This window comes from Methanosarcina spelaei (assembly GCF_002287235.1).
Classification (GTDB): domain Archaea; phylum Halobacteriota; class Methanosarcinia; order Methanosarcinales; family Methanosarcinaceae; genus Methanosarcina; species Methanosarcina spelaei.
Map to the genome: position 1 here is coordinate 1 of NZ_LMVP01000042.1, position 13,688 is coordinate 13,688.

Below are 13,688 nucleotides of genomic sequence, written 5' to 3' on the forward strand. Positions count from 1 at the left end.
TACTAGTTTCGAGGCAAACACGAAATGTCGTATAAAATCGAGTGCAGTTATTAGGGATCATTGAATCCTTGATGATTGACTTGACACTAGTTGTTTTATTACATTCCTTTTTTAAAATTGATATTTTTTACTACTCTTTTTTCTACTCAATTCACTATATCGAGACACGATATGGAAAAAACTCCTCATTCCTTTCGACAATATAATAGTTTATCTGGTGAATTACCTAAGAGTTCATCCCAAAGCAAGCTTCATACTTAAAACATATGCGAGTTTTAGAACTATTTCCAGTGATAAGAAACTCATGATTATCCATAGTTCCAGATCTGGAGAAATATTTTTGAATTATGGTATAGGTTATAGACAAAAAGTCAGAAACAATAGTAACTTATATACCTTTGACAGCTTTAATCTCTTTAGTTACATAAAATTCGATAGGAGACTGAAGGGTTGCAATTAGAACTTCTAGAGTTGATTTTTCTTTCCGACAAGCGAAAGCAGTTATTGCTCTTTCTGAAAGACGGGCCGAAAAATATAGATGAAATCAAAAAAGCCCTTGAGGTAACGTCCACTGCCATTTTGCCTCAGATAAAAAAATTAAAAGAAAAATCCCTAGTAGTTCTGGAAGACAAAAACTACACCCTCTCGCTTATAGGAAAAGTCCTTGTTGAAAAGATGCAGCCTCTTGTCAGCGTAATTGACGTCTTTGAGGACAACTTTGACTACTGGGCTGAAAGAGACCTTCAAGGAATTCCTCCTTTTTTCCGAAGGCGTCTTGGAGAGCTCAAAAAGTGTAAACTGATCCAGCCTGATCTGGACAGGATGTTCGAGCTTGATCCGGAGATAGTCGAAAACCTCTCTAAGTCAAATTATATTCTTGAGTGTATAGCCTATTTTGATCCCTCGCTTATCTCCATATACCAGGAACTTACCAGAAACGGAATCAAACTCTCTTTTCTTATGTCCGGGCCTGTTTTTGAGCACTATTCTAAGGATTACCTCGAGGACTTTCAGAATATGCTGGCCTTTGAAAACGTGAAGTTTTTCCTTTACTCGGGAGAACTCAAAATTGCAAATCTTATCGTAACTGACAGGTTCGTCATGATTTCCCTCTTCCCCAAAAGCCAGAAGCATTTCGATAGGGAAAGCTTGATAAGTTACGAACCTTCAGCTCTCAAGTTTGGAAATGAGCTTTTTGATGAATTGCTCAAGCATTCTACTCAGGTTACCCAAATACCACATGAGTAAATCAAGCCTTTTCAAAAAAGGCTTGAGCGAAAACCTTTTGAGAAAAATTTTATCGAAAACCCGAGAACCGTCTGGATTTGAGAACCTTATCCCAAACCCTATCGGCGTGATCACAAGCCTTTTTTAAAAGGCTTGAGCGGAAATAGTGCATGAAATTCTTCCCCTGGTAACGGCGTGATCACAAGCCTTTTTTAAAAAGGCTTGAGCGAAAATAATGCATGAAATTCTTCCCCTGGTAACGGCGTGATCACAAGCCTTTTTTAAAAAGGCTTGAGCGAAAATAATGCATGAAATTCTTCCCCTGGTAACGGCGTGATCACAAGCCTTTTTTAAAAAGGCTTGAGCGAAAATAATGCATGAAATTCTTCCCCTGGTAACGGCGTGATCAACCGGCCCAACGGTTGCGGCCCAACGGTCGCGATAAGGACAGCTTAATCATAACGAAGACAATGAGTTAAGCTAAGAGGGTTGACTCTCGAATCTTTAATTTGCTTAACATATTTTCCGAATTTATTACAACTTTTGTGGAATTTCTATAATTTCAAAAATGGTTAAGGCTGGAGAAAATTAAAAAATAGGAAGGATGAGCTCTTCCCAAGACAAAATTTTTAAATAACTATCGGAAGCTCAGTCAACTATTCCGCCTGTATTTGCAGAGTGAACAGAACGCTGGTACCTTGCAAGGTAACCTGTAACTTCCTTTTTTGGAGGTACAAATGATGCTTTTCTTTGCTTAAGCTCTTCTTCTGAGACTTTAAGGTTCAGAATTCTCTCAGGAATATTAATCTCTATCATATCCCCATCTTTTACCAGGGCAATTGGCCCTCCTTCACTGGCTTCGGGAGATACATGCCCTATACACGGCCCTCGTGTGCCTCCAGAAAAGCGCCCGTCAGTTATCAGAGCTACAGATTCCAGCAGGCCCATGCCTCCGATTGCTGCTGTGGCTGCAAGCATTTCCCTCATTCCAGGCCCTCCTTTTGGGCCTTCGTAGCGGATAACTACAATATCTCCGGGTTTTACATTGCCTGCAAGGATACTTTCCATAGCATCTTCTTCACAGTCATAAACCTTGGCAGGACCTGTATAAATACGCATTTTCGGATCAACGGCTGCCTGTTTCACAACCGAACCAGCAGGAGCAAGGGTGCCTTTAAGGACTGCAATTCCTCCTTCGGCATGGATAGGTTTTTCGAGAGTCGCAATTATCTCTTTGTTGAGCTTCGGGTTAACAATCTCGAACTCGTTCAGGTTTTCTCCAATAGTTTTACCATTTACTGTAAGCTGATCCAGGTGCAGTTTGGAGGAAAGTCTCTGCATGACTGCCTGAACTCCACCTGCTCTATCAAAGTGTAGCATGAAATTAGGGCCGCCAGGACGAAGTGATATCAGATGAGGGGTTGTCCTGCTCAATTCGTCAAATTTCTCAAGAGGGAGGTTCAGCCCGAATTCATGGGCAAGGGCAGGAAGGTGTAGAGTGGTATTTGTGCTTCCCCCAACTGCCATGTCTACCATTATGGCATTCTCAAGGGATTTGATACTGACAATCTTTCTGGGGGTCAGGTTCTCTTTAATCATTTCGACGATACGCTCACCTGACTCCTTGGCAATACGGACCTTTTTTGCATCCACTGCATGGGCAGTTGCACAGCCTGGAAGGCTCAGACCAAGTGCTTCAGTTATACAGGCCATAGTATTTGCTGTAAACATTCCTGCACAGGACCCTGCTCCTCCACAAGAAAGGTTCTCAAGCCTTTTAAGATCAAGTTCTGAAAGTTTGCCTGCGCTATAAGCACCTACTCCTTCGAAAACCGAGATAAGGTCCGTGTATTTGTCATCAACATAGCCCGGAAGCATAGGCCCTCCGGTTACAACAATTGCAGGAATGTCAAGTCTGCCTGCTGCCATAAGGTGACCTGGCACGATTTTGTCACATGTTGGAATAAGGACAATTCCGTCAAACTGATGGGCTTTAACCATAAGCTCTATCGTGTCCTCAATAACTTCTCTACTGGGAAGGGAATATTTCATACCCTCATGTCCCATTGCGATTCCATCGCAGACCCCTATAGTATGGAACTCAAAAGGAACTCCTCCGGCATTTCGAATTCCAGCTTTCACAGCTTCAGCAAGTTTATTTAGATGGATATGGCCAGGAATTATATCGTTCCAGGAATTAACGACTGCGATGAATGGCTTCCTCATCTCGGAATCTGTGACTCCGGTCGCTTTAAGAAGTGAACGGTTAGGAGCACGTTCAGGTCCTTCTTTAATAATATCGCTTCTCATTACAAATCTCCTTAAAATCTCGTGATGAAAATTAAGTATAATGTATAGATAGGAAAAAACTTCATAGTATAAACAGATTGGGGAGAAATAGGTTGTAAAAAAGGAAGAAGGTACTGAAGATTTAGAGAACAGGTACAGGAAGGTTGTCTGAAAAAGACAATTAATGAAATTAACTACAATCCAGCTGAAGTAAAAGTATGACCTTGAAAACCTGTATGACCTTGAAAACCTGTATGACCTTGAAAACCTGTATGACCTTGAAAACCTGTATGACCTTGAAAACCTGTATGACCTTGAAAACCTGTATGACCTTGAAAACCTGTATGACCTTGAAAACCTGTATGACCTGAAAATCTGAACGAAGAGTTTAACAGAAAAAACTCTATTTCAAATAGTATATATTATGATTAGATAAAAGTCTATATTTGAGCTATAAAAGTTTCTAGAATTTTCACAAAAAGGCAAGACAATATAATAAAATCCAAATATTTATATAACCAATCAGATTTTTGTATCAATTGCATAGTGAACGGGCCTGCTCTGGACCACATCTACAAGATCACACCCTAATAAACTACAAAAATTAACCATGAGAAGGTTACACCCGTTCACAATTTCTTCTATTCTTTCGTTTGAGTACTTATTTAGTGGCTCTTACCAGTTGTGATTTCAGAACTGCCAACCTCTCTCCAAAACCGGAAATATTAATTCTTGAGTAAAACAAGTTGTTTTATGGCGCGCTGGGATCCGGAAGTTTAGTTTTCCATGTCAGTACGGTGAGGTTGGAAATGAAGTTTATTCTGAAAAATGAACCCTTAAAGCAGATTACAACATAAGTAGTAGATAAAGAAACTGCAGTGGGGTCTCCCTCATACCCTACTGCAGATCTTTAATGGAGGTCTTATGTTGTTTCAGATTTTTGCCATTTTTGGGTTTTTTGCCATTTTTCTTTAGTACTCCAGATTTGCCGGTTTACTCGGTTACTGTGTCTTCTTCTAGAAATCCACCTTAGCTTTACGCTTGCCGATGAAAGTCTCTTTTTGATATTTAACTCTGACATATCGGATTAATAATGGGGTTCATGATAGACATCCAGATTTAGAGATTATATCTCTGTTGTTGTAATGATGGAATGTAACACCAGAGTTACTCTAGCTGCAGACTTCTACCTGTAAATCAGGAGTACGGATTCTTATTACCGCACATCTAATATATATAGTTTTCTCTAAATGGGATTACACATAACTCGACACATAAGGCCTAATCTCGGGGAGATTAAAAATTGACTATTTATATTTATCGTTTTTATCGTTTCTAAAACAAGACAATAATAACACTGGAACTAAAGAGATTGATATTTGATAGGAATGTAATTATATAAACAAAATATAGATATAAAGCAAGAACACGGAAAGCAGGAGCATGGAAGTACAGGAAATGGGGATATTAATGAATCCTGTGAAGGTGATTTATAGATGGATGAGGAGTTGGAGGACTATGAAACTTTAAAAAATAACTTCCAGACTGCAGGCAGTAAAAATAATGTAAGAGGAGAAGCTCTTCATGCAGCTCTGGAAAAAGAAGAAACTCTGAAAACAATGATCAATAACAGTCACATAGTGCTCTTTCTCTGGAAGAACGAAGATAAATGGCCCGTAGAGTTTGTCTCCGAGAACGTGGCTAAATTCGGATACACGACAGAAGATTTCACTTCTGGCAGGATAATGTATAAGGATCTAGTATACTCCGATGATCTCAAAGAGGTTGAAGAAGAATTCGAGGGAAAAGCAAAAAGTGGAGCTTCTGCGTTCAGCATGGAGTACAGAATTATAACAAAAGCAGGAGATATCCGATGGATAAACGAAAGGACTTTTATCCAGAGAAAACCAGACGGAGAGGCTACGCACTTCCAGGGTGTAGTGCTTGATATCACCAGGCGGAAAAAAGGCGAAGAAGAACTGGAAGAAACTCTTAAGATACAGAAAGTGTTGACTACAGCAGTTAATAATAGTCCTGCAGTGGTCTTTCTATGGAAGAATGAGAAGTACTGGCCTGCTGTCTTTGTATCAGATAATGTGGTACAGTTTGGATACACGGTTGATGACTTCCTATCACAGAAAATTCAGTATGGGAAAATCATACACCCTGATGACTTTAAAAGAGTAGAAGAGAATCTTGACAGGAGCATTCAGAAAGGTGAGGTAAGCTTCAACTCTGAGTACAGAATTTTTACAAAAACCGGAGATATGTTATGGGTAAACGAGAGAACCTTTATCCAGAGAGATATGGACGGGAAAGTAGTCTGCTTTCAGGGAATAGTACTGGATATAACCCGTAGAAAGAAAATTGAAAAAGCACTGAGGAAATCGTTAAAAACGCAGAAAATGCTGCAAAGCATAATTAATAAAAGTTCGGCAGTAGCTTTTCTAAGGAAAAATGTAGAAAACTTTCCTGCAAATTTAGAAAATTGGCCTGTATATTATATTTCTGAAAATGTAACGCAGTTTGGGTACTCAGTAGAAGACTTTCTTTCCGGAAAAATACTTTATGGGAATATAATCCACAGAGACGATATTCAAGCAGTGGTAGAAAGCCTGGCACGCTCAGTAAGAGAAGGATACGATTCCTTCGAGATGGAATATAGAATTATTACAGGAGACGGCAGTATACGCTGGGTCGAAGACCGAACATTTATCCAGCGAGACCGTAAAGGCAAAGTCACTCATTTTCAGGGAATAATCGTAGATGTCACCGGGAGAAAAGAGGCTGAAAAAATGCTCGAAATCCAGAAGGAGCTGGGAGTATCCCTCAGTACTACCTGGAATCTTCAGACCATGCTTACTCAAATTCTTGATGCCTGCCTGAAGATAGAAGAGATCGATGCTGCAGGCATATACTTGAAAGATGAACTCTTGGATCAGATTAATCTGGTCGCACACAGGGGACTTTCTCCCGAATTCGTGAAAAGTGTCTCGGTATATAGGGCAGATTCTCCAGAAGCTCGGCAGATCTGGACTGAGAAGCCAGTCTACAGGATGGATTTTTTTTCAGATAAAATGGCAGATTTAATCAGGAATGAAAAAATTACTGCAGTAGCCGTGATTCCTATGAAGCACAGAGGAGAAATCATAGGTAGCCTTAACTTTGCTTCTCACACTACAGATAGAATTCCACAGAATATACGCAGTTTTCTTGAGAGCGTGGCCTTCCAGGTAGTTAACTATATAGCTCCTGTCCGTATTGTGGCAGATTTTGGATGAACATCTTTTCAGACGTGAAATCAACCTGACTGAAGTTAACCTGACCCTTACGAAACCCTTATTTAAATTAAGTTTTATAATTAGTTAAGGATTGAAAAGTGAGAAGACCTCGGGTCTAGCCTATTTTTCGACTTTTGGGAAATATGCAAACCTGTTTTAATCACTTTTTGTCAGTCCGTTACTGGCGTTAATATAAATCTTACACAGGGTGGGGGATAAGATTGAAAGCGATAGTAGTCTATCTCAGTACTTCGGGGAATACGAAAGCTATGGCAGAAGCAATAGCTAGCGGAATCGAGTCGAAACATGTGGACGCAAAAGCTATTAGTTTTTATGACGTAAAACTCGAGGATCTTAATGGCTCCGATGCAATTGCAGTCGGTTCATCGACCTTTTACTACAGGATGCTTCAGCCCATGGAAAAATTCATGGATGAGACTCTAGCTTCCACAAATCCTAAAGGAAAATTAGGAGCTGCTTTCGGGTCATACGGATGGAGCGGAGAAGCACCTATACTAATAGCCGAAAAAATGCGAGATATGGGAATGATTGTCATAGATCCCGTACTCAGGATACTGCACAAACCCACAGACAAGGACCTGCAGGAGTGCAAAAGGCTTGGAGTCGACATTGCCGAAAAGCTAAAGCACAAAAGCAAAACTCCACAACCACAGGGAACACCGAGTTAACCTTGGTTTTGAAAGAATAAAAACTCATACTAAGCTTACTTTAAGTTCAGTAACCACAAAATTACTGGACGGAAAGTCAACTTAATCTGTAGAAACCACCGAAGGTGCGGGAAATGTCCAAAGATTATACCCCTGTTTTTTAGCATCTTAAAGTAACTTATTTCGCTTTTGAAATTTTGGAAAATCAACTCCTGAACTAGTTGAAAATCAGTTACTCTAACCTACATAAATCTGTCCTCTTGAGCGAACTAAACGAGCTAAAAGGGTACCATCCTCCCGAGACGGAACTCGGGTAACTCGACTCTCTTGAGCAAACGAAACGAGCTAAAAGGGTCACATGCTCTCGAAGTGTAATTCGGGCCGTCCTCCCGAGACTGAACTTGAGGATTATACCAGCAGGTTAACAGGATGACGGGAAGCAGGTTCTATGTCGAGGTCGGCTACAGCTTCGGAAATCATTATATCGCTCATGGCAGCCATAGGAAATACATAGGGTGCATACTCGATAGGCCCATAAAGAATGAAATCTCCGGCTGCTGCCTGCTGCAAGCAGGTTGAACCGACATCACAGATTTTATAGAGGACAGGGTCTGTCTCTTTTTTCTTATTCAGCCAGTTCCAGGCCGAGGGTGCGTTATGGATTCCCGAGCCTGTAGGGTGCCCCCATTTTGCTTTTGCGGTAATCGTCATCCTCAGGGCTACGCCTGCTCCGTTTCCCATAGGTGTCATGCTCGGATCTATAAGCTTGTTAATTATTCCGCACCTATCCGCAATTGAAAGTAATCCTTCTTCCAGCAAGCCTGCACCAGTTTCCAGCATCTCCATCCTTCCCTGCAAGGATGAGTCCGTTGCATTGAAGCCAAGGATAATCGAGCTGTCAATATCGGATAGAGCAAGAGCTTCAATTTCAGAACCATTTATACTCATATTTATGGAATTATATATTGCTTTGTCAGCAAGTCCGATCTCGCTAACATATTCTGCGGCATGGGAACGCACGTTTCCTTCGGGGGAGTCAATCAGAAAAGGAGCTTCTGAAATTTCGGCCACAAAGTCAATGTAACGGGTAATGCTTTCAGGGGTAGTGCCGAAAATGTGAATTATATGCGGGTTTCCTGTTTCTTCTGCACTTGCTTCCTGCAGATTTATAAGTTTTTCGGCAGCAGCCCGGTCAAACAGGCCTCTTGCAACGTCTTTCACGATTTCATGCTTATCATAAAAGATAGTCCCTGCAAGCACGGTCGGAAGTTCTCCTGGCTGTCCACCTATCTTCACTCCTGCGATGTTAACGATTTCCTGTTCTTTCTGAAACTTAAACATTTTTATACCCTCAAAATCTACAGGCCAGTATTTTGTTTCAAAACATGGTAATTTACGCTCGAATAATATACATTCGAAGTAGATCTCTTAATTGAAAATTAAAAATCCTTGGTAGGGCAGACAATTCCTGCAGCCGAGTCCATAACAAACTCTTCGGAGACTATTATATCACCTGAACGTGGAAGCGTGAAAGTAGATTGTCTTTTCTTCTGGGAAATGGCTACAAGAGGTTCCTCCGGGTAAACTTCCCCTCGGTCCTTATATTTTCTCACAATTTTCATTATCTCCGTGAGGTCTGTCAGTCCTATCCTGTCAAGAAGCACTACCTGCTGCTGGAATCGTTTGACTGCCTCTCTGGATATGTTTTCTATGAAAGGGATGGCTCCTTCAGAACCAATAATTCTTCCCTTTTTGTCAATCCCGTTTGTATGGATTGAGAGCAGGGAATTGCCTGCCAGGTGACCCCTGGATTCCATCCCACAGATAAGAATGTACCTGATATTGGAGTTTGAGATGGTATTTACGATTATTTTTTCGACTCCTAGATTTTCAGTTTTTGAGCTACCCCATAGGGCCACTTCAGGTGAGGGATTTATCTGACTCGCAAGCGTTACCACTGCAATCCTGGATCTCGGATTTCCTACCGTGTAGTCGCCTTTTACTATTGGCCATGTATCCGCAATGGTTTTCAATAAATCACCTTTTGCCTTTCCTTGTTCAGGTGAGATAGTGCACTTGCAAGCATTATAGCTTTCGTAAAATGTCCACCTACCCTTGACGTATCTACAAAAACGTAATCATCCATGAGTACTGGAGCTCCAAGCCCGTCACCTCCACCCAGGAAAGCAATTGTCCTGAAGATAAGGTTTCCCGAAATTCCATCAGGGGCAACTATAAAGTTCGACTCTTTTATGGCATCTTCAATAAGAATTGTATAATGCTTAGCATTGATCCCTAGTTCAACAGCCCGCTTTGTCACGAATTCTCCATCTGCAAGAGTCCTGTCCACATGTTTGTTCCTTCCTATGTCTCCAATCCTGCCCCCCGACAGCACGCCAACCTTTGGTTCTATTCCGAATCTCTTTATATGTTCGGCACCGAGCGTTATCATCCTGAGTTTATCTGAAATAGTGTTTCCTTCGTCGATTCCTACAGGAGCGAGAAAAAAAGGCGTCCCATCAACCGTGAGGAGCAGGGCAAGCCGGCAGATTCTTTTCTTTCCTAGAGCCTCTCTTAGATGGGTCAGAGCTCCCGATGCTCTTGCAGTGCCTCTTATTGCTGCATCGACTTTTCCTGAAACCATAAGTTCGGCAAGAGTTTTTTCGGGCTCATCTGTGTCCACTACTTCTAGTTCTGTACCGATCTTATCAATTTCCTTCTTAATCCCCACCAGGACGACCTGTGCATATCCCAGTTCCTGAGCTTTCCAGGCACTTTCGAGCAGTTTGGGACTCGGATCCCTTATTCCCATAGCTACTCTGGCTCTGTTAGCCCTGGCTCTCACTTCGATAGCCTCAAGGAGGGCATCCATGCTATTCTTTTCCATATCCATCCTGACTGCTGTGTAAGATTTTAAGTAGTTCAAAGAAGTACAAACACGATCATTAATTAATTTTGTCCCCCGAGTCCCGTCTCGGGAGGACGGTGCCCTTTTCGCTCACTTCGTTCGCTCAAGAGGGCTGAATTACCGAGTTCCGTCTTGGGAGAGGACGGTGCCCTTTTCGCTCACTTCGTTCGCTCAAGAGGGCTGAATTACCTGAGTTCCGTCTTGGGAGGACAGAAAACTTTCAGATAACTTTGTTCGATAAAGAGGGATGATTTGTAGGCTAAGTAACTTATTTTCAACTCATTCCAATAGTGTAGTCAAATTGAGTTTTTTGTGTTAATGGTTGATTATAAGTACTGGTGAGCTAAAAACAAGGAGATTACTGGTTATCAGGACGAAAGGAGATATGAGTACAGTTTTTCTGCTCAAAGTTGTTCTGGCGATTGAAAGTATTATTTTTATGAGAACAAAAAGACTTTAATTATATCTAAGTGTAAATTTAGAATTATCATTTAAAAATCAACAGCAGAAGATTGTAAGAACAAAAACTCTTGAATAGTTAAAAGATTAAAATGTATAGAGTTAAGAATGAGTTCCTTTTTTATTGGTATGGTTTAAGATGACGTTGGCAATTGAATGGGCTGAGAAATACCGCCCACAGACCCTTAAGGAGATTGTAGGGAACAAGAAGGCGGTGCAGGATTTGCGGACCTGGGCTGAGAAGTGGCTTTCAGGCATTCCAGAGAGAAGGGCAGTGATCCTTCATGGACCTGCAGGAGTAGGGAAGACCTCTACTGCCCACGCTCTTGCTCGCGATCTTGGCTGGGAAGTCATCGAACTCAATGCAAGTGATCAGAGAACTGCAGGTGTTATTGAAAAAATCGCAGGATCGGCAGCTTCAATGAACACCCTATTTGGAGGAAAACGCCTGATTATCCTGGATGAAGCGGACAATCTTCACGGCACTGCAGACAGGGGTGGAATGAGGGCTATTGCAGGAATTATAAAGAGCACGCTTCAACCCATAGTGCTGATTGCAAACGATATTTATGAATTGACTCCTACTATTCGAAATCTCTGTCTGGAACTAAAGTTCGGATCCGTACAGAGCCGCTCTATGGTTCCTGCTTTGAAGAAGGTCTGTGAGAGCGAGGGAATTTTATGCAGCCTGGATGCAGTCCAGCAAATCGCCGAAAGTGCGGAAGGCGATCTGAGAAGTGCAATCAACGACCTTCAGGCTGCAGCTGCCGGAAGAAAAGCGCTGGAAGTTGAAGACATCATCACTTCAGGCAGAGATGTCAAGGAAAACATCTTCAAGGCAATGCAGAGAATCTTTAAGAGCACGGACTGTAAAAAAGCCCTTGAAGCTGCTCGCGGGCTTGATGAAAGTCCTGAAGACCTTGTACACTGGATCGATGAAAACCTACCTTTTCAGTATGCTTCCAAGGATGGAAATCTTGAGGATATCAAAACCGGCTTTGGTTATCTCTCCAGGGCTGATCTCTACCTCGGGCGCGTAAAAAAACGCCAGAACTATGGGATGTGGAGGTACGCGAGCATGTTGATGGTCTGCGGAGTTGCAGTTTCAAAGACAAGGCCCTACCCCGGATTTATCAAGTATCAGTCGCCTTCTCTCTGGAAGAGAATGGGGCAGACACGTTCAAAGCGAGACCTCAGGGATAATATAGCTGCTAAAATTGGAAAACACAGCTTCGAATCCATACGTTATTCAAGAAATATCCTGCTGGAGCTTTACTCTCGCATGTTAAAGAATGAAGAGTCTGCTATTGAAATTACTGCAGGTCTCGGGCTTGAACTTGAAGAGTTGATATATCTCTCGGGAAGCACAAAAGCCAGTAAAAAGCTGCAGAAAATCTATGACAGGGCGCAGGAACTTCTCCTTGAAGGAAAAGAAGAACCCGATGGAACTGAGTTTTTCAGGGCTCCTGCTCCATCAGGTAATAGTATAGAGGATCGTTCTGGCTTCTCGATTAAGGCTCCTAAGGAAAAAGTTGAGAAACATTCTGAGAATCTCGACGTTCCCGACTCCAGGACTTCCCATGGCGGGCAGAAGATCCTTACTTTTGGTTTTGATATTTCACCTGAGACTTCTCCGGAAACTACAAATTCGGAAAATAACACTTCTGTGGAAAATAATACTTCAGATATTCCTAAACCTGTTGCCCTGATACCTGATATTCCTAAACCTGTTGCCCTGATACCTGATATTCCTAAACCTGTTACCCTGATACCTGATACTTCTACATCTGATGATGGTTTTACTTCCGATATTCTTATACCGAAGCAGCATCAGGTAGGGATTGACGGGATCGAGCTCACATCTGATAGCCTTACATCCAGTTCACCTGAACACGATAATCTTAAGATTGAGAATTCTTCATCCCTGTCTGAATCCTTTGAGAAGGATGTCTCTTCTAACTCTGAACCGATAGAAAACATCATCTCTTCTGAATTAACCAGGTCCAGGGAATCTATAAAGGAATCTGTAAACTGCGATGTCTTTATTAAAAATATTTCAAATATATCTGAAAAACCTGAGGTCAAAGCTAGCGAAGTTCCTAAAAAAGTCGAGCCGAAAATACAAAAAACACTTTTCGACTTCTAATTTTCTGGTCTTGTTTATTTTTTAATTTCCTTTATTTTAGCATGAAAGTACATGAGGATATCTTCCTCACGTGCTCTCTTCACCTTCTTTTTCCATTATCGCAAATATTTCACTAATTATTTTTATTCGTTCATCAACTGAGAATATTTCTGTCTCAACAATCTTCCTCTTTTGAATTTCTCCTTTTTGATATCCAGTTCCATCTTCGTATATCTCATCGTTTACGATAAGATGCCATATTATCGTTGCAATTTTCCTTGCCAAGGCAATAATTGCCTTGGAATGCCCAATTGACTTCTTTTTCCTGTTAAAAAACTCTTTTAACTTACTGTTATTCTTTCTTGCCGCTGCTTGAGAAATCTGCGTAAGAATCCATCTTGCTCCCTTTGATCCTCTCTTTGTGATTCTTCCGTTGTGGTATTTATCTGCAGATTGATACACATTAGGAACCAGACCAAGCCAGGAAGCAAGCTTATCTCCAGAAGAAAAATCCTTGAAATTGCCTATTTCAGCAAGTAAAATTGCCGCACCAAGTTCTCCTATACCTGGAACTGACATTAAAATCTCCATTTCTCGCTTATGCTTTTTATAAGCATAATTGAAAATTTCTTTCTCTAAAGCTTCGATCTCATCATCAATACTCTTTATGAGTTTCAGACAGATCTGAAGTCTGAATGCAGCACTTTGAGAGATTTCTCGATCAAGAATTT

9 protein-coding genes are annotated in these 13,688 nt (G+C 41.4%); 4 read left to right on the plus strand and 5 right to left on the minus strand.

Annotation, left to right across the window (positions count from 1 at the left end):
* The first annotated feature begins 450 nt into the window (after positions 1–450).
* Positions 451–1,248, plus strand: coding sequence for a helix-turn-helix transcriptional regulator (locus ASJ81_RS03520; protein WP_095643271.1), 798 nt, complete (start codon positions 451–453; stop codon positions 1,246–1,248).
* A gap of 627 nt (positions 1,249–1,875) precedes the next feature.
* Here ASJ81_RS03520 and ilvD read toward each other — a convergent pair.
* On the minus strand, positions 1,876–3,537 hold the full coding sequence (ilvD, locus tag ASJ81_RS03525) for a dihydroxy-acid dehydratase (RefSeq protein WP_095643272.1): 1,662 nt from the start codon (positions 3,535–3,537) through the stop codon (positions 1,876–1,878).
* A gap of 1,475 nt (positions 3,538–5,012) precedes the next feature.
* Between ilvD and ASJ81_RS03535 the strand changes: the two genes are divergently transcribed.
* Together ASJ81_RS03535 and ASJ81_RS03540 are read left to right on the plus strand one after the other, a co-directional pair.
* A complete protein-coding gene (locus ASJ81_RS03535; protein WP_095643273.1) occupies positions 5,013–6,797 on the plus strand; it encodes a PAS domain-containing protein in 1,785 nt (594 codons plus the stop codon).
* 221 nt (positions 6,798–7,018) lie between these two features.
* The gene (locus ASJ81_RS03540; protein ID WP_095643274.1) at positions 7,019–7,486 is read left to right on the plus strand and encodes a flavodoxin domain-containing protein; all 468 of its coding nucleotides are present in this window, start codon (positions 7,019–7,021) and stop codon (positions 7,484–7,486) included.
* A 387-nt stretch (positions 7,487–7,873) separates the two neighbouring features.
* On the opposite strand, the gene mtrH is transcribed toward ASJ81_RS03540, so the two are convergent.
* The 3 genes from mtrH to mtxX form a co-directional block, all read right to left on the minus strand.
* Complete coding sequence (gene mtrH, locus ASJ81_RS03545) at positions 7,874–8,806, minus strand: tetrahydromethanopterin S-methyltransferase subunit H (protein WP_095643275.1); 933 nt, start codon at positions 8,804–8,806, stop codon at positions 7,874–7,876.
* A 98-nt stretch (positions 8,807–8,904) separates the two neighbouring features.
* Complete coding sequence (locus ASJ81_RS03550; protein ID WP_095643276.1) at positions 8,905–9,498, minus strand: tetrahydromethanopterin S-methyltransferase subunit A; 594 nt, start codon at positions 9,496–9,498, stop codon at positions 8,905–8,907.
* The gene (gene mtxX, locus ASJ81_RS03555) at positions 9,495–10,352 is read right to left on the minus strand and encodes a methanogenesis marker protein Mmp4/MtxX (RefSeq protein WP_095643277.1); all 858 of its coding nucleotides are present in this window, start codon (positions 10,350–10,352) and stop codon (positions 9,495–9,497) included. Before mtxX ends, ASJ81_RS03550 begins: the two co-directional genes overlap by 4 nt.
* A gap of 619 nt (positions 10,353–10,971) precedes the next feature.
* Between mtxX and ASJ81_RS03560 the strand changes: the two genes are divergently transcribed.
* Positions 10,972–12,978 carry a replication factor C large subunit gene (locus ASJ81_RS03560; protein ID WP_095643278.1) on the plus strand — a complete coding sequence of 669 codons (2,007 nt, stop codon included), beginning with the start codon at positions 10,972–10,974 and terminating at the stop codon, positions 12,976–12,978.
* Positions 12,979–13,044: 66 nt separating this feature from the next.
* Here ASJ81_RS03560 and ASJ81_RS03565 read toward each other — a convergent pair.
* The coding region (locus ASJ81_RS03565) for an IS110 family transposase (RefSeq protein ID WP_141241560.1) at positions 13,045–13,688 on the minus strand (644 nt) is incomplete at its 5' end.

What these genes read in the sequence shown, in the direction of transcription:
- mtxX (WP_095643277.1), bottom strand. Translation starts at nt 10,352, where the DNA reads ATGGAAAAGAATAGCATGGATGCCCTCCTTGAGGCTATCGAAGTGAGA.
- ilvD (WP_095643272.1), bottom strand. Translation starts at nt 3,537, where the DNA reads ATGAGAAGCGATATTATTAAAGAAGGACCTGAACGTGCTCCTAACCGT.
- mtrH (WP_095643275.1), bottom strand. Translation starts at nt 8,806, where the DNA reads ATGTTTAAGTTTCAGAAAGAACAGGAAATCGTTAACATCGCAGGAGTG.
- ASJ81_RS03560 (WP_095643278.1), top strand. Translation starts at nt 10,972, where the DNA reads ATGACGTTGGCAATTGAATGGGCTGAGAAATACCGCCCACAGACCCTT.
- ASJ81_RS03535 (WP_095643273.1), top strand. Translation starts at nt 5,013, where the DNA reads ATGGATGAGGAGTTGGAGGACTATGAAACTTTAAAAAATAACTTCCAG.